Annotated in this window: 16 protein-coding genes and 1 pseudogene; 6 read left to right on the forward strand and 11 right to left on the reverse strand. The window is 61.7% G+C overall.

Annotated features, from left to right (window positions below):
- Positions 1–52 precede the first annotated feature (52 nt).
- On the forward strand, positions 53–1,063 hold the full coding sequence (locus tag CFter6_RS14045) for a GGDEF domain-containing response regulator (RefSeq protein WP_061540459.1): 1,011 nt from the start codon (positions 53–55) through the stop codon (positions 1,061–1,063).
- A 30-nt stretch (positions 1,064–1,093) separates the two neighbouring features.
- Here the strand turns inward: CFter6_RS14045 and CFter6_RS14050 are convergent, their stop codons facing one another.
- From CFter6_RS14050 to CFter6_RS14065, 4 genes are all read right to left on the reverse strand, one after another.
- Positions 1,094–2,359, reverse strand: a complete 1,266-nt coding sequence (locus CFter6_RS14050; protein WP_061540460.1) for a PepSY-associated TM helix domain-containing protein — start codon at positions 2,357–2,359, stop codon at positions 1,094–1,096.
- An 8-nt stretch (positions 2,360–2,367) separates the two neighbouring features.
- On the reverse strand, positions 2,368–4,581 hold the full coding sequence (locus tag CFter6_RS14055; protein ID WP_061540461.1) for a TonB-dependent siderophore receptor: 2,214 nt from the start codon (positions 4,579–4,581) through the stop codon (positions 2,368–2,370).
- A 368-nt stretch (positions 4,582–4,949) separates the two neighbouring features.
- Positions 4,950–5,879, reverse strand: a complete 930-nt coding sequence (locus CFter6_RS14060) for a cation diffusion facilitator family transporter (RefSeq protein ID WP_061540462.1) — start codon at positions 5,877–5,879, stop codon at positions 4,950–4,952.
- A gap of 36 nt (positions 5,880–5,915) precedes the next feature.
- Positions 5,916–6,197: a double zinc ribbon domain-containing protein gene (locus CFter6_RS14065; RefSeq protein WP_061540463.1), complete on the reverse strand. Its 282-nt coding sequence runs from the start codon at positions 6,195–6,197 to the stop codon at positions 5,916–5,918.
- 156 nt (positions 6,198–6,353) lie between these two features.
- Between CFter6_RS14065 and CFter6_RS14070 the strand changes: the two genes are divergently transcribed.
- The 3 genes from CFter6_RS14070 to CFter6_RS14080 all read left to right on the forward strand — a co-directional run bounded on the left by CFter6_RS14070 (position 6,354) and on the right by CFter6_RS14080 (position 8,649).
- On the forward strand, positions 6,354–6,797 hold the full coding sequence (locus tag CFter6_RS14070) for a CHRD domain-containing protein (protein WP_061540464.1): 444 nt from the start codon (positions 6,354–6,356) through the stop codon (positions 6,795–6,797).
- Positions 6,798–6,870: 73 nt separating this feature from the next.
- Entirely contained in the window at positions 6,871–7,479 is a 609-nt protein-coding gene (locus CFter6_RS14075; RefSeq protein ID WP_061540465.1) for a hypothetical protein, read from the forward strand.
- Between the two features lie 69 nt (positions 7,480–7,548).
- The gene (locus CFter6_RS14080) at positions 7,549–8,649 is read left to right on the forward strand and encodes a patatin-like phospholipase family protein (protein WP_236904272.1); all 1,101 of its coding nucleotides are present in this window, start codon (positions 7,549–7,551) and stop codon (positions 8,647–8,649) included.
- Positions 8,650–8,662: 13 nt separating this feature from the next.
- On the opposite strand, the gene aroQ is transcribed toward CFter6_RS14080, so the two are convergent.
- Positions 8,663–9,235, reverse strand: a complete 573-nt coding sequence (aroQ, locus tag CFter6_RS14085) for a gamma subclass chorismate mutase AroQ (RefSeq protein WP_150118769.1) — start codon at positions 9,233–9,235, stop codon at positions 8,663–8,665.
- A 98-nt stretch (positions 9,236–9,333) separates the two neighbouring features.
- On the opposite strand from aroQ, the gene CFter6_RS14090 reads away from it, so the two are divergent.
- Both CFter6_RS14090 and cls read left to right on the forward strand, forming a co-directional pair.
- Positions 9,334–11,445, forward strand: coding sequence for a site-specific recombinase (locus tag CFter6_RS14090; RefSeq protein WP_061540468.1), 2,112 nt, complete (start codon positions 9,334–9,336; stop codon positions 11,443–11,445).
- A gap of 120 nt (positions 11,446–11,565) precedes the next feature.
- Entirely contained in the window at positions 11,566–12,927 is a 1,362-nt protein-coding gene (cls, locus tag CFter6_RS14095) for a cardiolipin synthase (RefSeq protein ID WP_061540469.1), read from the forward strand.
- A gap of 4 nt (positions 12,928–12,931) precedes the next feature.
- Here cls and hutG read toward each other — a convergent pair whose 3' ends face one another.
- The 6 genes and pseudogenes from hutG to CFter6_RS14125 all read right to left on the reverse strand — a co-directional run bounded on the left by hutG (position 12,932) and on the right by CFter6_RS14125 (position 19,973).
- Entirely contained in the window at positions 12,932–13,753 is an 822-nt protein-coding gene (hutG, locus tag CFter6_RS14100) for an N-formylglutamate deformylase (protein ID WP_061540470.1), read from the reverse strand.
- A gap of 24 nt (positions 13,754–13,777) precedes the next feature.
- Positions 13,778–15,157, reverse strand: a complete 1,380-nt coding sequence (locus CFter6_RS14105; RefSeq protein WP_061540471.1) for a formimidoylglutamate deiminase — start codon at positions 15,155–15,157, stop codon at positions 13,778–13,780.
- A 25-nt stretch (positions 15,158–15,182) separates the two neighbouring features.
- Positions 15,183–16,427 (reverse strand): imidazolonepropionase, encoded by a 1,245-nt coding sequence (hutI, locus tag CFter6_RS14110; protein WP_061540472.1) that lies wholly within the window; start codon positions 16,425–16,427, stop codon positions 15,183–15,185.
- Between the two features lie 10 nt (positions 16,428–16,437).
- A complete protein-coding gene (locus CFter6_RS14115) occupies positions 16,438–17,019 on the reverse strand; it encodes a HutD/Ves family protein (RefSeq protein ID WP_061540473.1) in 582 nt (193 codons plus the stop codon).
- Between the two features lies 1 nt (position 17,020).
- Positions 17,021–18,567: pseudogene (gene hutH, locus CFter6_RS14120) on the reverse strand (histidine ammonia-lyase).
- Between the two features lie 65 nt (positions 18,568–18,632).
- The gene (locus CFter6_RS14125) at positions 18,633–19,973 is read right to left on the reverse strand and encodes an MFS transporter (RefSeq protein ID WP_061540474.1); all 1,341 of its coding nucleotides are present in this window, start codon (positions 19,971–19,973) and stop codon (positions 18,633–18,635) included.
- Positions 19,974–20,053 lie beyond the last annotated feature (80 nt).

The following is a 20,053-nucleotide window of genomic DNA, read 5'->3' on the forward strand; positions in this document are numbered from 1 at the left end:
ACGATAACTGCAGCAAACGATAGCTACAATCAGTACAGATACGGAGTAAGTCATGCCTAAAGAACTCAATCTCGACATCGATCAGCCGCCAGACGACTATCCGGTCATGGTGCTGCTGGTCGACGACCAGGCCATGGTGGGCGAAGCCGTCAGGCGCGCATTGGCGAACCAGATCAACATCGATTTCCACTACTGCGCCCATCCCGACGAAGCGATCGAAGCCGCCCAGAAAACCCGGCCCACGGTCATCCTGCAAGACCTGGTGATGCCCGGCATCGACGGCCTGACGCTGGTGCGCCAGTACCGCGCCAACCCGGCCACCCGCAACGTCCCTATCATCGTGCTGTCGACCCGCGAAGATCCGGCGGTCAAGAGTGCGGCGTTTACCGCCGGCGCCAACGACTACCTGGTCAAACTGCCCGACACCATAGAACTGGTGGCGCGCATCCGCTACCATTCGCGCTCTTACGTCAACCTGCTGCAGCGCGACGAGGCCTATCGCGCGCTGCGCCAGAGCCAGCAGCAGCTGCTGGAAACCAACCTGGAGCTGCAGCGCCTGACCAATTCGGACGGCCTCACCGGACTCGCCAACCGCCGTTATTTCGATGAATATTTCGGCGCCGAATGGAAGCGCGCCGAACGCGAGCAAAGCTCGCTATCGCTGCTGATGATCGATGTCGACGATTTCAAGCTGTATAACGATACCTACGGCCATCTGGCCGGCGATACCGCGCTCAAGCAGGTGGCGGAGAGCATAGGCCATTTTGCTAGGCGCCCGACCGATCTCGCGGCGCGCATAGGCGGTGAGGAGTTTGTACTGGTGCTGCCGTCAATGTCGCGCGAGCACATGGAGATCCAGGCCGACAAGCTGCAGGCGGCGGTGCATGCGCTGGGCATCGCCCATGCTTCCTCCAGCAACGACGCCAGGGTCACCGTCAGCGTCGGCGGCGCCAGCATGGTGCCGCAGCGCGGCAGCTCGCAGGAAAAACTGGTGGAAGCTGCCGACCAGGCGCTGTATCGCGCCAAGCGCGGCGGCAAGAACCGGGTCGAGATCGCTCAGTAAGACAAGCCTGCGGCGCGTTCCGGCTGCAGCTTATTCGGCGACCGCCGTGCGTCGCCTGCTTGCCTTCGGCAAAGCCAGTTTCGCCGCATGCCGCGCCGCCAGCATGCGTGCGCGGCGCTTGCGCGCCCAGATGATCACGCCGGTCGCGCTCAGCAAGGCCACAGCTGCCCCCATCAGGGAAATCAGGATGCGTCCGGTGAGGCCGAGGATGCGGCCCGAATGCAAGGGAAACTGCGCCTGCATGAAAATGTCGCCGGCGCTGCCGCTGCCGGGAATCTTGGCGCCGGCCGCATGGCCGTCGGCGGCATCGTAATACAGCCAGCTGTTGCCCAGGCCGACATCGCCGTGGTCGTTGCCGGCCTCGAAAAATCCGACGCCGTACAAACCGAAGGCGGAAGAATAGAACACCCCGCCGACCGGCACCGTCCAGCCGCGCCGCTGTCCGTCCTCGCGCGCCAGTTGCGCCACCCGTTCGCGGCTGACCGCCGGTTCTGTCTTGGCAGCCAATGCCGGTGCGACTGGCTTGCGGCTGTCGAACGGGTCCGGCGTCAGCGTCGAGAAGGTTTGCACGATGGGCCGCATCACCGGGTTATACAGGTTCATCGAAACCGAGGTCACCGCCAGCACCAGCAGCAACAGCCAGAGCCAGACGCCGCCCGAGCGGTGCAGGTCGAAATTGAGCTTGTGGCCGCCCTGGCGCCAGCGGAATGCGAACGACTTGCGCCAGCTGCGCCAGTTGGGGAACGACAGCCACAAGGCAATGAAACAGTCCAGCACCCAGACGATGCCGATGAGACCCATCAGCCATACCCCCAGTTCGATGCCGCCGACCTCAGGCAGATGCATGGTGTAGTGCAGCTTGTACAGGAACGGCAGCAGGTTCTCGCGGCTGAGCGAGATGGCGCCCCACATGCGCTTGCCCTGTATCTCGGCGCTGACCGGATCGACCGCGACCTGGTTGAAACCCAGGTCATAGGGCTTCCCGCTGGCTGGATCGATGCGCCCTTCCACCATCATGCTGCTGGTATGCCCGGGTTCGCTTTCAGTCATCACATAGGTGACACGCAGACGCGGGTCCTGCGCTTCCACCCGGTTCGCCAGCTCCAGCCCCGGCAAGGCCTTGCCCGACAAAGGCTGGTCAGCGCTATGGGCATGGAACAGCTGCGGATTAAGCCAGGCGTCGAGTTCATGATCCCAGGAAATGACGGCGCCGGTAGCGCCGGCGATAAACAGGAACACCGCCGCCGCCAGGCCGAACCAGCGGTGCAGGATTACCATGAAAGGACGTGTCGTCATGATCGGCTTCAGTATTTCCAGTTAATCGCAACGCTGCCGTTGATCGGCTCGCCATAATAACCCTGGCTTGCATAGAGGCTGGAGATGTACTTCTTGTTGGTGACGTTGTTGAGATTGGCGGTGACGCTGACCTGCTTGCTGATGTCGTAGCGCGCCATCAGGTTGAGCAAGGCGTAACCTTGCTGCACCGTGGTGACATTCTGGGTCGCGGTCAGCGCGTCGGTGCGGCTGGTATTGCCTTGCCAGTTGACGCTGGCGCCTACTTTCAGCTGTTCCAGCTGCGGCAGCCGGTAGGTGGTGGCCAGCCGTACTGTCTTTTTCGGGACGTAGTTCTTGGCCGAATTGCCGTCCTGGTCCTTGATCGTCATCACTGTGTAGCCGAGGCTGCCCTGCAAACCCTTCGCCAGTTCGCCGGACAATTCCAGCTCCAGGCCTTCCGAATGGGCGTCGATGGCGCGGTAATAGGCCTTGCTGCCGATATAACCGGCCTGTTCCGCCGTGTTGTTCTGTTCCACCCTGAACAAGGCCGCCGATGCATTCAGCTTGTGGTTGAAAAATTCGCTCTTCAGGCCCAACTCGTAGCTCTTGCCTTCGACCGGCTTGAGCGTGGCGCCGCTGATGTCGGTCTGGTACTGCGGATTGAAAATCTCGGTATAGCTGGCGTAAGCCGATACGTTGCGGTTCAGGTCGTACACCAGGCCGGCGTACGGCGTGGTGGAGCTGGCGCTGCTCTGTTGGCTGACGCCGTAAGCAATGCCGGTAGTGCTGGTGTCAGTGTAGTTGGCGCCAAGCAGCAGCTTGAGATTGTCGGCCAGGTTGAGGCGGGTTGCGCCATACAGGGTCTTGCGCTTGTCGGTGTAGGAGCTGCCGTCGATCGAAGCGTCGAAGCTCGGTTCCGGATAACTGCCGTCGAATGCGCTCGAGGCTGTCAGCGCGGTGCCGATTCCTTGTCCGTAATGGGAAATGTCGTCCAGCGTCGAACGCGACCAGCTGGCGCCGAAAGTCAGGTCGTGCACGCGTCCGCCCATTGCATATTTGCCGCTGACATAACTGTCGACCACGGTCTGCCGGTTGTCCGAATTGTACAGCGACGGATAACTGAACAGGCCGCCGCCGCTAGCCCGGTCCGGCGTGCCGTAGACATAGAACAACCTGCCGTCGGTGCTCAGCTTGTTATGGCTGAGGGTGGTCTTCCATTGCCAGTCGTTGCCGAAGCGATGGTTCAGTTCGGCGAAGGCGCGCTGCTCCTCCGAATTCCAGGACGACCAGCTGGCTGAAGTGCTGGTGCCGACGCCGTAACTGGTCGGCGTGCCGTCGGTGTAATACAGCGGCAAAGCGCCCCAGATCGCACCCTTGCCATCGTTTTTCTGGTAGCTGTAACCCAAGGTCAGCAAGGTGTCGTTGCTCAGGTTGGCTTCAATCACGCCGTAGAATACGTTCTTGCTGGGCTGGTAGCGGTCCAGGTAGGAATTGCCGTCTTCATGGGCCACCACCACGCGCGCCGCCACGGTCTTGTCGCTGTTGAGCGCACCTGAGATATCGGCGTCGATGCGGCGCGTATTCCAGGAACCGTAGCTGACACCGGCGGCGGCCTGGAAATCGTAGGTCGGACGCTTGCGCACGAAATTCACCGTGGCCGAAGGGTTGCCGGTGGAAGAAGTCAGGCCGTTGGCGCCGCGCAGCACTTCGACGCGGTCATACAAGGCGGTATCCAGGTCGCCGTTCTGCAGGCCGAAAGTGAGCGGGATGCCGACGCCGTCGAACTGGAAATTGGTGATATCAAAACCGCGCGCCGTGTAGTAAGTGCGGTTGGTTTCCACTTTTTCGACGGAAACGCCGGTAGTGCCGGCCAATACCCGGTCGACGTTGTCGAGCTTGAAATCATCCATCTTGGCGCGGGTGATCACCGATACCGACTGCGGCGTTTCGCGCAACGACATGTCCATCTTGGTGGCGGCATTACTCTTGCGTACGGTATAGCTGCCGGTCTTCTCGGTCGGCGCTTGGTCGCTGCCCGCCGTGACCACTACTTCCGGCAGCGCGGCATCGTTGCCTGCAGCCGCCAGCTGTTGCGCCAAAGGTTGTGCCAAAGTCAGTTGCGGCGCCATGGCCGACAGCGACAGCGTTACCGCCAGGCTCATGATGCGCAGTGACGGCTGGACTGGCACAGTGCGTGAAAGAGTACTTGCCGGCGGAGTTGTCGCGGCGCTATAAGTTGTCATTTACTACCCCTGAGTCGATTGTTTGTTTTTTGTTTTAATGTGCTGCGGTTTTGATGGAGAACGGCGGTGCTGGAAACACAGGAAACCCTCTTCGCGGGAGCCCGCGCCAAGCCGCGGCTGGCGCAGGATGGAGGCACGGGTCCGGAAGAATGGTGTTTAAAGCAGAGAAATTCCTCAAAAGAAGAATGATAATGCGAACGATTGCTATTATCAATCAAATATTTGAGGATTTACATAAGGAAATAACTGCGGGAAATCTTCGGCGGACCGCCGATCGGCCGTCCACACTGGCCGTCCACGCTGGCGGCCCACAAATAAAAACGGATGCATGTCAGGCATGCATCCGTGTGGTTTACATCAACTCGGCCTCAGGCATGCACGTGCGTTTCCTCGGGTGCGCTGTAGTTGCAACCGTCCTCGGTATGGGCGCAGGGACTGAGCTCGAATTGCAGCGTGGTGTGATACACCGCAAACTGCGACGCCAGGACTTCCTTCAGCACCGGCAGCAATTGTTCTGCCGGATAAGCCGGGTCGTACACCACATGCGCGGTCAGGCTGGCCTTGCCGCTGGTGACCGCCCACAAGTGGAAATCATGCACGCTCACAACTCCGGGCACCGCGCGCAGCGCGCCCTGTACCTGTTCGATGTCCATCCCTTCCGGCACACCTTCCAGCAGGATATTGATGCTTTCCTTGAGCAAGATCCAGGTGCGCGGCAAGACCCAGAAACCGATCAGTACCGCAATCAGCGAATCGACCCATTCCCAGCCGGTATAGCGGATCACCAGCGCGCCGATAATCACGCCGAGCGAACCCAGCATGTCGCTCCAGACTTCCAGGTAGGCTCCCTTGACGTTCAAGCTGGCGTCCTTGCCGCCGCTCAGCAGGCGCATGCTGACCAGGTTGACGAGCAGGCCGAAGACGGCGATCACCAGCATGCCGGTCGACTGGATTTCAGCCGGACTGCGAAAACGCTGGTAAGCCTCGTACAGGATGTACATCGCCACCAGGAACAGCAAGACGGCGTTGAACGCTGCCGCCAGGATCTCGAAACGGTGGTAGCCAAAGGTACGCTTGGCGTCCGGCGCCTTCCTGGCGATGCGGATCGCCGCCAGCGCAATCGCCAGCGCCATGGTGTCGGTCAGCATGTGCGCTGCGTCCGAGATCAGCGCCAGGCTGCCGGTGATCAGGCCGCCGATCACTTCGACCACCAGGAAGGTCGAAGTCAGTCCTAAGGCGATCCAGATGTATTTTTCGTTCTGGCTGGTGGGTAAGGCGTGCGAGTGGCCTGCGCTCATGATTGTCCTTGGGTTAAGTGAGGCTAATGTACCGCCTTATTGCGGCACGCCGCAATTGCCGCAGAATTTTGCACCTGCGACCTTGGCAATGCCGCAACCGCTGCAACCCGGCGTTTGCAGGGAATTGCCGCATTGCTGGCAAAACCGTGCGCCAGCGACATTGCCGGCATTGCATTTCACGCAATTATTCTGGGCGGGTGCGGCCGAACCCCAGGTATTCTGCTGGACGCCGCCTTGGCCGCCGTGCTTGCCGCGGTATGGCGCATTGTGGCCGCCGCCATGGTGTCCAAGGCCCAGCAGGTTTTTGAAAAAGCTCATTTTCTACTCCTTTGCGGTTGTACTTACGTTTGCATGGCTCCATTTAAAACCCTGTAGTAACTATAGGGTCAAGCAAATACATAAAAAAATCCGCAAGAAAGAAAGCGGACTACACTATTGCTTGCTTTCACCTATAACCAGCATGAAGGAAAACACATGACTACCCTACTAAAAAATGTAAAGCCATCGTTGTTCGCTTCTGTTGCACTGGCCCTGCTGCTTGCGGCATGCTCGACAATGTCTGCCGATACCAACCATACCAGCGAGGTAACCCTGGACGGCGCGCATGAAGTGCCGGCCAACGGCTCGAGCGCAAGCGGCGCCGGCACCATCGTGGTCAAGGCCGACAAATCGGTCAGCGGCAGCGTCACCACCCGGGGCATACAAGGGAAAGTGGCGCATATCCATGAAGGCGCGCTGGGCAAGAACGGTCCCGTCCTGGTGGGCCTGACCAAGACCGGCGACAATATGTGGTCGGTGCCGGACGGCACCAAGTTCACCGATGCTCAGTACGCCAGCTACATGGCAGGCAACTTGTATATCAACGTCCACAGTGCGGCCAATCCCGGTGGCGAAATCCGCGGCCAGCTGCTGCCCTGAACCGGACTCCAGCAGCCGCCATGCGCGCAGCGCAAGCCAGCCATGGCGGCTGACATGAAACCTTAAGCAGCCCATGCATCCAACCATCCGGATTTTCGGCGCATTCTTCTTGGCCATCGCGCTTGCCAGCGGCGTTCTGTATGCGATCGACCATTCGCTCGGCATCGGCAAGAGCGTCGAGCAGCCGGCAAAAACAGTGGCCATCGCGCCGCTGGCAAACAATCCCGCGCCACCCGCTGCATCGGCATTAGCGCCGCCGGCAGCCAGCGACACTGCTCCGCCGCCGGCCACCCCACTCTCTGCCGACAATACCGGCGCCATCGCCAAATGCAGCATAGACGGCAAGACCGTCTACACCGACAAAGGCTGTCCGCAAGGCAGCAAGGCAAAGTCCTTGCAAATCACCGACAACGCCGTCATCCCCGGCGTCGACCAGGCGACCATCGAACGCACGCTGCGCCAGCCGCTGCCGCCGTCGCTGGCCCAGGCAGCGCCGCCCGCCGCCGTCATCGAACCGGTGACCTCGATCGGCACCGAGCCCGGCGTCGACTGTCCGGCGCTTGGACGACGCCTTGCATGGCTGGGCGACATGGGGCACCGCCGGCAAGCGCCGTACATACGCGACCGCATGCGGCGCGAACGCGACGAACTACAGACCAGGTGGTTCTGGGCCCATTGCTAGTCCGGCGGCGCTCCTTGTCCGGCAAAGATGCTTGATATGCAAGCAGTTATTGATGCATCATTCGAGCCCATGACCCGAACCGAAAAATATCAATGCTGCATGGTGATGGCGGGCGGCGGCTTCCGCTTCGGCTACTACCTCGGCATGTACGCCGCTGCAGTCGAAACAGGCAACAAGCCGGATCTGCTGCTGGCCAGCTGCGGCGGCTCGATCGCCGCCGCCGTGATCCAGGCGCTGCCGGACGATGCGCAGCGCAAGGCCTGGATCAGCTCGCCGGCCATGTACCGCTTCCTGTGCGGCTTGCAATCGACGCCCCGGGCCGCCATCGGCCGTTCGTTCCTGCATGCCGTCAAACGCCGCCTGACCTCCAGCCGTGCCGCGGTCATCCCGGATTTGTTCAGCGATTATTTTTTCGATATCCCGCCACAGTTGCCGCTGCCGCCGCTGCAGGCGCAAGCGGAAAACCCGCCTGCGGTAGCCATCGTCGGCGGCAAAATGCTGTTTTCCAAGGACCAGGTGGGACAACCCAGGGCCGGCCGCAAGCTGTTTGCCGAGACCGTGTTCTGCGACCCGCGCACGGCGGCGCTGCTGGACGGCATGCCCTCGCCCATGAGCGATCCGATGTGGGGCGACAACGCCATCGCGCCGCAATTGCTGACCGACGTCCAGATGCCGATCGGCGACGCCGTGCGGATTTCGATTTCAGACATGTTTTATTTCCCCTGCCACTCGCACCAGGCCGGGCACTATACCGGCGGCGTGGTCGACCTGTTTCCTGTCGAGCTGGCGAAAAAACTGGCGCAACGGGTGGTGATGGAATTGAAGGCGCCGTTCAGCCAGGCGCTGGCGATCCCGGCCTGGCGCGCGGTGCTGGGCGTGGACGGCAACCAGCGCCTGCGCCATGTGCACAGCCAGCATGCCGACGTCTGGATCGATGCATCGGATGTGGAAAGCGTATTCCACAAGCGCGGCATGCAGCAGAAACTGTCCTGGGCGGAAAACCGCCTGCGCCTGCTGATGCCGGCCCGCCATGAAACTTACCTGGAGCACGTGGAAGCGCAGTGGCAGTACGGTTATCAGCGCGGGCTGGAAGCATTTGGCCAGCCTGGCCCCAATTACAAGCGGCACATGCGTCACGCCACCAGGCACAACAAGGCCCGGCCAGGCTAGGCCCGGCCGGGCTCTAGTCTTTCAGCCAGCCCTGCAGCGCTGCCCGACGCGGCTCGCCGTCCAGGTCGCCGCGCACCAGAACCTTTGAACGCATTGCGATGTAGGCCGGCATGCCTGGCTGCGCCAGCATCGGCTGGATCTTTTCGAGCACTGCGATCAGTGCAGGCGTCAGCTGGTCCAGCACCGGCCGCACATCGCGTCCCAGGTCCGGCGCGTCGTCGAAACGGCCCTTGCCTTGCTGGCGCCACTGCGCATGCAGTCCGAGCTGCATGGCTTTGCTGGCGTCGAACTGGGCCTGGAAGAAACGCCGGGCAAACACCGGATCCAGCCCCTTGGCCTGGGCTACCACGGCATCCAGTATCAATTGCTCGCGCGGCGGATCGTTGATGGCACCGCCGGAATTCCATTTGGCCTTGGCGACCATGGGAGCGACCGCCAGCCGCTGGTCTATCAGCGTCAGCAAGTGATCGACCTGCGCAGCATCGGCAGCGCGCGCCGGCGCCATGCTCTGGCAGCCCGCCAGCAGAAATAACAGGAACAAGCTGGCAAGGAATTTGCCCAAGGAGGGAGTTTTGGAAAATTTCATGGACTCTTTCAGCGATAAATCAAAACATAACATTCGTTCACAACCGATTTCGATAAACTAACCGTACACTGTCGACTTCGCATTTTATAAAACTTTGCATGCTATCAACACTAAAACTCATCACCGCCGACCCCAACTCTGACAATATCGACCATCTGGTGGCCTTGATAAAGACCCTGCGCCCCAGCAAGCCGGGGCTCGGACAGGAAGCGGCAGAGAACGTGCGGGTGCTGGTGCAATTGCTGCATGGCGAACCGCTACAGGCCAGCGCCCTGCGCCACTATATCCTGCGGCTGTTTTCGACGCGGCGCCAGATCAGCCTCTACACCGACACCGGCATCCTGCCGAACGCCGGCTTTTTTACCGAACTGTTCCAGCGCCTGTCGTTCCGCATGCTGCCGCCGGCGCTGGATGAAAACTACCTGCGCGATTGCCTCGACCGCCTGCTGCCGGTGGAAACCGATTACCTGTGGATCAACGCCGTACCCGCGGCAGACTGGCTGAGCCTGTTCGACCTGCTGAGCCAGGCCGCTCCGTATACCGACGCCGAGAACAACGCCGCCAGCGACGCCGTCGACCGCCACAAGACCGTGGGCGAACTGCTGGAGGCGATCCAGACCCTGTCCTACCGCATCAGCGCCATGGGGCTGGAGCCGGCGCTGCTGCGGCTCTATCCCAGCATCGACGAGTTCGAGTCGCCGTTCCTGATGCAGAACGTCGAGCTGCACCTTTACCTGAACAGCTATCGCCGCCATCTGGCGGCGGCGGACTCGGCCTTCGACCAGGGCGAGCTGCCGCCGCTGGAAGACGCCCGCCATCTGTCGGTGATGCTGGACCAGTGCGAAACCATCGTCCTCAAGATCCGCAAGAACGCCTTGCGCATGGGCAGCAGCGTCTCCCTCACCTACCTGCTGGTGCGGCTGGAGCAAAGCATCGCGCGCCTGCGCAAGCTGCTGGACCTGGTCGATGTCGGCCCGGCCGAGGCTAACCAGGCGGATGCCGCGTCCGAGCCTGGCGCCGCCGAGGCCAGGCAACTCGCCAAACGCAGCCAGGCGCTGGCGCTGGGCCAGGAACTTATCGAAGGCCATAACCGCAAATACGCAGTGCGCGAACTGTTCGCCGACAATATCAACCTGCTGGCGCGCAACGTCACCGAGAACGCCAGCCGCACCGGCGAACACTATATCGCCGAAGACCGCTCCGAATACGGCGCGATGTTCCGCTCCGCCTCCGGCGCCGGCCTGATCATCGGTTTCATGTCGCTGCTGAAGATCCTGGCGTCCTACCTGCGCGCCGCGCCGCTGGTGGAAGCGTTCTTGTTCAGCATGAACTACTCGTTCGGTTTCATGCTGATCCATGTCCTGCATTTCACGGTCGCCACCAAGCAGCCGGCGATGACGGCGTCGCGCATCGCTTCCGGCCTGCAAAGCCGCGACGGCCGCAATATCGACCTCGACAGCCTGGTGGAACTGATCGTCAAGGTGATCCGCACGCAATTCATTGCGGTCGCCGGCAACCTGTTGCTGGCTTTTCCGGTGGCTTACCTGATCGCCCTCGGCTACCAGGCGCTGTTCGGCCATCACCTGGTGACGCCCGACAAGGCGGCGCACCTGCTGCACGATATCGATCCGTTCGCCAGCCTGGCGCTGTTCCATGCGGCGATCGCCGGCGTCTGCCTGTTCCTGGCCGGCCTGATCTCGGGCTACTACGACAACAAGGCGCTCTATACCCATATGGCGCAACGCGTGGCGCGCGCGCACTGGCTGCGCAAGCTGCTGGGCCAGGAGCGGCTGGCCCGCTTCGGCGAATACCTGGAGCGCAACCTGGGCGGCCTGATGGGGAATTTCTACTTCGGCATCCTGCTCGGCACCATCGGCACCGTTGGTTTCATGCTAGGCCTGCCGATCGACATCCGCCACATCACGTTTTCGGCGACCAATTTCGCCACCGCCCTGGTCGGCCTCGACAACCACATGAGCTGGCAAACCGCGGCCGTTTCGGTCATCGGCGTGCTGGGGATAGGCACGGTCAACCTGTGGGTCAGTTTTTCGCTGGCACTATTCGTCGCCTTACGCGCGCGCCAGGTGCGCTTCCGCCATGGACTGGCGCTGGCTAAAGGGGTGTTCACGCGCTTCAGGAAAGGTCCCAAGGATTTTTTCATTCCACCAAAAAGGCTGGCGCCGATGGAAGAGGACAAGCCTAGCGTTTAACTATTAAAAACAGACGTTGCGGGCCGCACGGCCCGCAATACGACTAGTCAAGCAAGAACCGGCGCAACACGGTAGTATCCGAACGGCAATATATTTGAACCCGCCGCAAGGTCTAAAAACATGCTGAACACTCAGTTGCAAGGATTGTTTCTACGATTGTTTCTGCGATTTGCCGCCGCGCTGCTGTGCGTCCTGACCGCGGCTTGCTCGACCTTGCCCGACGTCAGCAACCTGAGCGCGTCGGTATCGCAGGTATCCGCAGCCAGCAGCGGTGCAGTGAACGCCTCGGCTCGCCTCAACACGCTAGCCGCAATGGAAGAAGCGGTGACCGGCAGCCCGCTGATCAAGGGCAACAAGGTCACCCTGCTGTTCGACGGACCGGAGACCATGACAGCGATGATGGCCGCCATACAACAGGCCAAAAGCACGATCAATTTTGAAACCTATATTTTCGACCAGGACCAGCTCGGCCTGCAGTTTGCCGACCTGCTGATTGAAAAGCAGCGCGCCGGGGTCCAAGTCAACATCATCTATGACAGCGTCGGCAGCATCGGCACGCCCGCCGAATTTTTCGAGCGCATGCGCGCCGCCGGCATCAAGCTGATCGAATTCAATCCGGTCAACCCGCTCAAGCGTTTCGGCCGCTGGCAACTGAACCATCGGGATCACCGCAAGATACTGGTGGTGGACGGCAAGATCGGTTTTACCGGCGGCGTCAACATCAGCGCCGCGTATGCCAACAGCTCGCTGTTCCGCTCGCGCCGTCGTACCAGCACAGGCGCAGGTCCAGGAACCATCGGCTGGCGCGATACCCACCTGCAGATCGAAGGGCCGGCAGTCGCTTCCCTGCAATTGCTGTTCCTGCAAACCTGGGGCACGCAGCACGCGGAAGATTTGCCGGACCTCGATTATTTTCCCAAACTGGACAGCGCCGGCGACAAGACGGTGCATGTGCTGAGCACCCAGCCCGACAGCGACTACAGCCTTTACAAGGCCTATATCCTGGCGATCCAGCAAGCGCGCAAAAGCATACACATCACCACGCCCTACTTCACTCCCGACCGCCAGCTGGTAGATGCGCTGGTGGCCGCGGCCAGGCGCGGCGTCGACGTCACCCTGATCTTGCCGAGCGTGACCGATATCGGCCTGATGTTCCATGCCGGCCAATCGTTTTATACGCAATTGCTGGGCGCCGGCATCCGCATTTATCAGCTGCAGGTTGCAGTGCTGCACGCCAAAACCGCCGTGATCGATGGCAGCTGGTCCACCGTCGGCTCCGCCAACCTGGACATCCGCAGCTTCCTCCACAATTATGAAGCCAACGTGATCGTCATCGACGAGCAGTTTGGCCGCGAAATGGAAAAAGCCTTCCGCGAAGACATCCGCGGCTCGCAGCAAATCACGCTGGAGCAATGGCAGCAGCGGCCGTTTTCCGAACACATCAAGGAATGGGCGGCGCGCTCGCTCGGTTACTGGTTATAAGAAATCAGTCCGATGCGTGGCTTTCTGCCCAGGCCAGCATCACTTCCATGAAACGCCGCAAAGTCGGCCGCACCTGCGCCGCACGCTGTTCGTCGAAAGCAAACGGCAGTTGCTCTTCCATATAGGTGAGTTGCGCCTGTTCCAGCTGCACTGCATGGATGTTCTGTTGCGGCTTGCCGTAGTGGCGCGTAATGTGGCCGCCCTTGAAACGGCCGTTCACTGCATGGCTGTAGCCCGCCTCGGCAGCCTGGGCGGCGATCGCCTGCAATTGCTGCGTCAGTTCCGGCGCGCACGAGCTGCCGGCGCCGGTGCCCAGGTTAAGGTCGGGTAAACGCCCTTCGAAGAAACGCGGCACCACCGATGCGATGGAATGCGCATCCCACAGCATCGCCACGCCGTGTTCAGCGCGCATGCGCTGCAGCTCCTGCTCCAGCTGCTGGTGATAAGGACGCCAGTATTGCGTGATGCGGCGCTGTACTTCGGCCTCGTCGGGATTTTTCCCGGCCTGATACAAGGCTTGCTTGTGAAAGGTATCCAGCGGGCACAGCCCCGTCGTATCCTGCCCCGGGTAAAGGTTGACATTGTCCTCCGGCCGGTTCAGGTCGATCACGTAACGCGAATGGGTCGCCACCAGGACCGAGGCGCCCAACTCCTGCAGGAAATCATATAAGCGCGGCATGTGCCAGTCGGTATCGGCAATCTCCAGTGCCGCGGCGCTCATGCCGGCAGCGATATCGGGCGGGATGTATTCCCCCGCATGCGGCATCGACACCAGCAGCGGCAATCTGCCGCGATGAAACAGGAATTTTTCCACAGGCAAGCTCATCGTCTATCCTTAATCCAGCAACTCTTAATCCAGCAACTTCTTCATGGCGCCAGCATAAGCAGTGGCGCTCTGTTCCTGCCGGCCATGCTTATGGTCGCGAATGACCCAATGGCCGCCGACCATGACATCGCGCACCGGCGTTTGTCCGTGCTGGCAAAACACAAAACTGTCGAGCAGCTGATCGCCGTGCTTGCCGCTCAGGTCCGCATGCAGCGGGTCCAGCACCAGCAAGTCGGCGCGCTGCCCGATTTCCAGGCCGCCCACCGGACGGCCGCTGGCGGCAGCGCCGCCGCGCAGGGCTTGCCGATACAGATAACCGCCCACCGCGGCGCCGTCATTACCGCTTCCGACCAGCATGTTGCGCTGGCGGTGCTGCAGGCGCTGGCTGTATTCATACAAACGCAGTTCTTCGCTGACGCTGGTGCTGATGTGGCTGTCGGACCCTATGCCCCACACGCCATCGGCGCCGGCATAGGCAACGCCATTGAAGATGCCGTCGCCCAGGTTGGCTTCGGTAGTCGGGCAGATGCCGGCGACCGCGCCGCTGCGCGCCAGTTTTTCCGTTTCGGCAGTAGTCATGTGGGTAGCGTGCACCAGGCACCAGCGGCGGTCGACCTCGACATTCTCCAGCAGCCAGGCCACCGGCCGCGCGCTTAAAGCGGCGACGCAGTCTTCAACTTCCTTGTTCTGTTCAGCGATGTGGATATGCACGGGCGCTTGCGCATCCCATTGGCCGAGCAGCGTCAGCAGCTGCAGCAGCGATTGCGGCGAAACCGCACGCAAGGAATGCGGCGCAACGCCGTAACGCAAGCCGGCATGCTGCGGATGCGCCGCCTGCAAGCGTTGCAATACATCGATGATCCATTCCGGCGAATTGATGAAACGCGCCTGCCCGGCATGCGGCGCCTGGGCGCCGAAACCGCTGTACTGGTACATCACCGGCAGCAAGGTCAGGCCGATGCCGACCTCCTGCGCCGCTTCGATCAGGCACACCAGGTTTTCGGCCGGATTGGCGTAAGGCTTGCCATCCTTGTCGTGATGCAGGTAATGGAATTCGCAGACTGAGGTGTAGCCGGCCTGCAGCATCTCGATGTACAGCTGGACCGCAATCGCCTTGAGGTCGGCCGGCGCCAGCTTGCCGGCGAACTTGTACATCAGGGTGCGCCAGCTCCAGAAACTGTCGTTAGGATTGGAGCGGAATTCGGTCAGCCCCGCCATCGCCCGCTGGAATGCGTGCGAATGCAGGTTGGCGATGCCGGGCAATACCGTGCCTGTAACAGCCAGGGCGACAGCATCGGAATCGGGGATGACGCGGGTCAGGAGGCCGTTGTCGTCCCACTCCAGCAGGACATTGTTGCGCCAGCCTTCAGGCAACAGGGCATGGTCGGCGATCACTTGTTTCATGACATTTCCTTTCGCGAGACGGTGCTCAATACTGACTGAATCTGCCGCCGCGCACTATCGCGCTGCAGGGATTGAGTCCCGACCAGTAGGCAAGTTCCGCCAGCGATTCCACTGACCAGAGCACGAAGTCGGCGGCACGTCCGGCCGCCAGCAAACCGTGGCGGTCCGCCTTTCCAAGCGCCAGCGCGGCGTTGGCGGTTACCCCCATCAGCGCTTCCGCCGCTGTCATACGGAACAAGGTGCAAGACATGTTAAGCATCAGCAGCAAGGAAGTACTGGGCGAGGTGCCCGGATTGCTGTCGGTGGAAATCGCGACAGGAATCCGGTAGCGCCGCAACAGTTCCAGCGGCGGTTGTTTGGTTTCACGGATGAAATAATAGGCGCCAGGCAGCAGCACGGCGACCGTGCCGCTTTGCTGCATAGCCGCCACGTCCGCTTCATTCAGGTGTTCGAGATGATCGACCGACAGCGCCTTGAAGCCCGTCGCCAGCTGGGTCGCGCCGATATTCGAGAGCTGGTCGGCGTGCATCTTCAGCGGCAGCCCGAGCTTGCCGGCAGCAATGAACACCTGTTCGCTCTGCGCCACGGAAAAGCCGATGTTCTCGCAAAACACGTCGACTGCGTCAATCAACCCTTCCGCATGCAAGGCCGGCAGCATCTCGTCGCACACCAGTCTGATGTAGTCGTCGGCGCGGCCCTGGTATTCCGTCGGCAAGGCGTGGGCGCCAAGGAAGGTGGTGTAGACGGTGACTGGATAAGATTCGCCCAGGCGCCGCGCCACCCGCAGCATCTTGCGTTCGGTCTGCAGGTCGAGGCCGTAGCCGGATTTGATTTCAATCGTGGTGACGCCTTCCGCCAGCAAAGCCTCCAGGCGCCGCGCTGATTGCCGGAACAAGCTGTCTTCACTGGCTTCACGGGTAGCGCGCACGGTCGATACAATGCCGCCGCCGCTCCTGGCGATTTCTTCATAACTGGCGCCTGCCAGGCGCATGGCGAATTCGTCGGCGCGGTTGCCGCCATACACCAGGTGGGTATGGCAGTCGATCAAGCCAGGCGTGATCCAGCGGTTGCCGGCATCGTGGTATGCCAGCTCCGCTTGCCTGAACTCGGCCGGCAGCTCTGGCTCGCTGCCGATCCAGGCGATCAGGCCGTCGCGCACCACCATGGCGCCGTCGAGGATGACTTGATCGGGGTTGCCGGCGGGCGCGATCCTGGCCTTGTGCCAGATGCCCTCGGCTAACCGGCCTGCTTCAATTTGACTCTGCGGCATACTGATTTTCCTATAGCAGATTGATGCTGACACCGATAACGATACTGCCGGCTTGCAGCGAACGCAACGCCAGCGCGCCTGGCCGTTCGTCGCACACCAAGGTCTGGCGCGGCTCCAGCGTTGTCTGTTCACCGTTCTCGGTCAGCACATCCCAGCGGCCTTGCACGCAAAACAGCAGGCTGCAGCCTTGCCGCAGTTCTTGATCCTGGTCCTGGTCCGCATGCCAGACGCTGACTTCGCCGCCAGCCGCGCCGCGCCGCAGCATCAGGTTGAAATCCTGGCAAGGGCCGCCTTCCAGCCGCGCGCTGACCTGCTCCTCGCCGCGAAAGCGGTGCGGTTGCAAAGGCAGCAACAAGACCGGTTCGCAGCCAGCCGAAAACAGCTGCATACCCTCGCCCTCCAGCAAGGTAATCACCCGGTCAACGCCAGGAAAACTGGAAAAGGCGCCCGACTGGCTGACATCGGCAATGCTCACTCGCCATAAAAAAGCATCGAATGAGGCGCCTGCCGGATAGCCGTGCAGCTCGCGCGTGACGCCGCCGCCGTTTTTCCACGGCGTGGCTTGCAGCTCCTCGAACTTGAGCCGCCGCATGTTACTGACCGTACAGGCCGGCAAACAAGGCGTGGCAGCTGCCGCTGACCGCGCCCTGCAGCACCAGTTGCTTGGCAGCTTCGATATCCGGCGCGAAGAAACGGTCCTTGTCGTAGAACGCGACCTGCTTGCGCAAACGCTGTTGCACCTCGTCCAGCAAAGGCGAAGTCGTCAGCGGCAAATGACAATCCACGCCCTGCGCCGCCGCCAGCAATTCGATGGCGACGATGGTAGCGGTATTGTGCGCCATCTCGTGCAGGCGGCGGCCGGCGAAAGTCGCCATGCTGACATGGTCTTCCTGGTTGGCGGAAGTCGGCAGGCTGTCGACGCTGGCCGGATGCGCCAGCGATTTGTTCTCGGACGCCAGCGCCGCCGCGGTGACATGGGCGATCATGAACCCGGAATTAAGGCCGGACGACTGCACCAGGAACGGCGGCAGGCTCGACAAGGAAGAATCGATCAGCAGAGCGATGCGGCGCTCCGACAAGGCGCCGATTTCGGCAATCGCCAGCGCCAGCGTGTCGGCTGCAAACGCAACCGGCTCGGCGTGGAAATTGCCGCCGGAGATGACTTCGTCATGTTCGGCATAAATCAGCGGATTGTCGGTGACGGCATTGGCTTCGATCAGCAAGGTGCGCGCGGCATTGCCGATCAGGTCGACGCAGGCGCCCATCACCTGCGGCTGGCAGCGCAAGCTGTACGGATCCTGCACCCGTTCATCGTTGACCAGGTGCGACTGGCGGATGGCGCTGCCGCTCAGCAGCTGGCGGTAAATCTTGGCGGTGGCGATCTGCCCGGCTGGCCGCGCACTTCATGCACGCGCGGATCGAACGGCGCATCGCTGCCGCGGGCGGCGTCGACCGCCAGCGCGCCGGTGACGGTGGCGGCTTCCAGCACGCGCTCGGCCAGGAACAGGCCGTTCAAGGTCAACGCGGTCGAAACCTGGGTGCCGTTGATCAGCGCCAGCCCTTCCTTGGCCGCCAGCACGATAGGTGCGATACCTGCCTTGGCCAGCGCTTCCTTGGCGTCGACCAGCTTGCCGTCGACCCGGACCTGGCCTTCGCCCAGTATCGCCAGGGTCATGTGCGACAAGGGCGCCAGGTCGCCGGAGGCGCCGACCGAACCCTTGACCGGGATGCAAGGCATGATGCCGGCGTTGTAGATCGCCAGCAGGGTATCGATCACCTGGGCCCGGATACCCGAGAAACCGCGCGCCAGGCTGCCGATCTTCATGGCCAGGATAAGACGCACGGCGCCATCGTCGATCAGGTCGCCGGTGCCGACCGAGTGCGACAGGATCAGGTTACGTTGCAGCAGTTCCAGCTGTTCGTCCGGGATGCGGGTCTTGGCCAGCTTGCCGAAGCCGGTATTGATGCCGTAGGCGGCATCGCCGCGTTCGACGATCCGGGCCACGGTGGCGGCGGAAGCATTGATGGCGGCATACGCCGCCGGCGGCAATTCGAGCGGCACGGCTTCGGCCCAGATGCGGCGGATCTCTGCCAACGACATTTTTCCTGGTTGCAGAGTCAACGGTGTTTTCATGGTCATTTCTTTCAAATTAGCGTGATGCAGGAATCGATTTTACAACTGTGGTCAAGCCTCGCCTTCCGGATTCAGTCCAGGGGCAGGCCCGCCTTGTCTTGTATCAGGGGCAGCGACAGCAGTGCGATCAGGGCGCAGCCGATGACATACCACGAAGGCGCCAGGTTGCTGCCGGACAGCGCCATCAGTTCGGTCGCGAAAAACGGCGCAAAACCGCCGAAGATGGAAACGCCGACACAGTACACCACCGACATGCCGGTGACGCGCACCGGCCGCGGAAACAGTTCCGGCAGCATCACCAGGCCGGGCACCGCAATGAAGGTAGTCAACAGCGACAGGACCGCGATAGCCGGCAGCAATACGGCGAGCTCCGCATGCGCGTTGATCAGCGCAAACGCGGGATAAATCACCAGCGCCAGCAGCACGCAGAATGCCGCAAACACTTTCTTGCGGCCGGCCCGGTCGGACAGCATGCCGGCCAGCGGCGCCACCAATGCGGCCACCGCCGCTGCAACACAGGCGGCTGCCAATCCGGCCGACATCGACATGTGCAGGATCTTTGTAGCGTAAGTCGGTATGTAGTACAGAGTGATGTAGATCGCCGCCGTGTTGCCCATGGTCAGCAAGATACCGGCCGCAATTTCCTTTTTGTGGTGCGCAAACACCTTGCTGATCGCATTGCCTTGCCTGCGCTTGTCAGGCCCGGGGGGGCCGTCGTCCAGCGTTTCATGCAGGTTGCGGCGGATGAACACGCCTAGCGGGCCCATCAGCAAACCGATCGCAAACGGAATACGCCAGCCCCACCCTTCCAGCGATTCAGTAGTCAGGATGGTAGTCAGGAGCAAGCCGGTCAGCGCCCCCAGCAAAGCGCTCAGGTTCTGGCTGACAGCTTGCAAACCGCCATAGAATCCGCGCGAGCGGTTATCGGCATATTCCATCAGCAAGGAAGTCGAAGCGCCGATCTCGCCGCCCAGCGCGAAACCCTGGACCAGGCGCGCCGCCACGATCAGCAACGGCGCGGCGAGTCCGATCTGGGCATAGGTCGGGGCAAAAACGATCATCGCCGAACCGAGCGCCATGAGTTGCAAGGTCAAGGTCATCGCCGCCTTGCGGCCGACGCGGTCGGCGTAGGCGCCCAGCAACAGGCCGCCTATAGGCCTTGCCACGAATCCGATGCCGAAAGTGGCGGTGACCAGCAGCAGCTGGGCGATATCGCCATCCGCCGGAAAATACAGTTTGCCGATGATGATGGCGAAAAAGCTATACGAAGTGAACTCGAAGTATTCGAGGCCGTTGCCGATGGTGATGGCGGCAACCGCCTTGGCGCGCCCTATCTTTCCGCTGGCCGCAAACGCCGGCGGCGCTGCTTTTTCCGCAACCGGAAGGCTGGTCTCAGCCTGGCTTATTTCCATGAAACGTCTCCTGCTTGGGTTCCTGCTTGGGTTCCTGCTTAGTTCCCGCTTATCTGGCGCCGCCGTTGCCCGCTGTTTTA

The organism is Collimonas fungivorans (genome assembly GCF_001584145.1).
Lineage (GTDB): Bacteria > Pseudomonadota > Gammaproteobacteria > Burkholderiales > Burkholderiaceae_D > Collimonas > Collimonas fungivorans.

Bases quoted from the DNA above. Each gene is read 5' to 3' on its own strand.
- CFter6_RS14125 (WP_061540474.1), bottom strand. From the start codon at position 19,973: ATGGAAATAAGCCAGGCTGAGACCAGCCTTCCGGTTGCGGAAAAAGCA.
- CFter6_RS14090 (WP_061540468.1), top strand. From the start codon at position 9,334: ATGCTATCAACACTAAAACTCATCACCGCCGACCCCAACTCTGACAAT.
- CFter6_RS14065 (WP_061540463.1), bottom strand. From the start codon at position 6,197: ATGAGCTTTTTCAAAAACCTGCTGGGCCTTGGACACCATGGCGGCGGC.
- CFter6_RS14070 (WP_061540464.1), top strand. From the start codon at position 6,354: ATGACTACCCTACTAAAAAATGTAAAGCCATCGTTGTTCGCTTCTGTT.
- CFter6_RS14105 (WP_061540471.1), bottom strand. From the start codon at position 15,157: ATGAAACAAGTGATCGCCGACCATGCCCTGTTGCCTGAAGGCTGGCGC.
- aroQ (WP_150118769.1), bottom strand. From the start codon at position 9,235: ATGAAATTTTCCAAAACTCCCTCCTTGGGCAAATTCCTTGCCAGCTTG.
- CFter6_RS14050 (WP_061540460.1), bottom strand. From the start codon at position 2,359: ATGACGACACGTCCTTTCATGGTAATCCTGCACCGCTGGTTCGGCCTG.
- CFter6_RS14060 (WP_061540462.1), bottom strand. From the start codon at position 5,879: ATGAGCGCAGGCCACTCGCACGCCTTACCCACCAGCCAGAACGAAAAA.
- cls (WP_061540469.1), top strand. From the start codon at position 11,566: ATGCTGAACACTCAGTTGCAAGGATTGTTTCTACGATTGTTTCTGCGA.
- hutI (WP_061540472.1), bottom strand. From the start codon at position 16,427: ATGCCGCAGAGTCAAATTGAAGCAGGCCGGTTAGCCGAGGGCATCTGG.
- CFter6_RS14115 (WP_061540473.1), bottom strand. From the start codon at position 17,019: ATGCGGCGGCTCAAGTTCGAGGAGCTGCAAGCCACGCCGTGGAAAAAC.
- hutG (WP_061540470.1), bottom strand. From the start codon at position 13,753: ATGAGCTTGCCTGTGGAAAAATTCCTGTTTCATCGCGGCAGATTGCCG.
- CFter6_RS14045 (WP_061540459.1), top strand. From the start codon at position 53: ATGCCTAAAGAACTCAATCTCGACATCGATCAGCCGCCAGACGACTAT.
- CFter6_RS14055 (WP_061540461.1), bottom strand. From the start codon at position 4,581: ATGACAACTTATAGCGCCGCGACAACTCCGCCGGCAAGTACTCTTTCA.
- CFter6_RS14080 (WP_236904272.1), top strand. From the start codon at position 7,549: ATGACCCGAACCGAAAAATATCAATGCTGCATGGTGATGGCGGGCGGC.
- CFter6_RS14075 (WP_061540465.1), top strand. From the start codon at position 6,871: ATGCATCCAACCATCCGGATTTTCGGCGCATTCTTCTTGGCCATCGCG.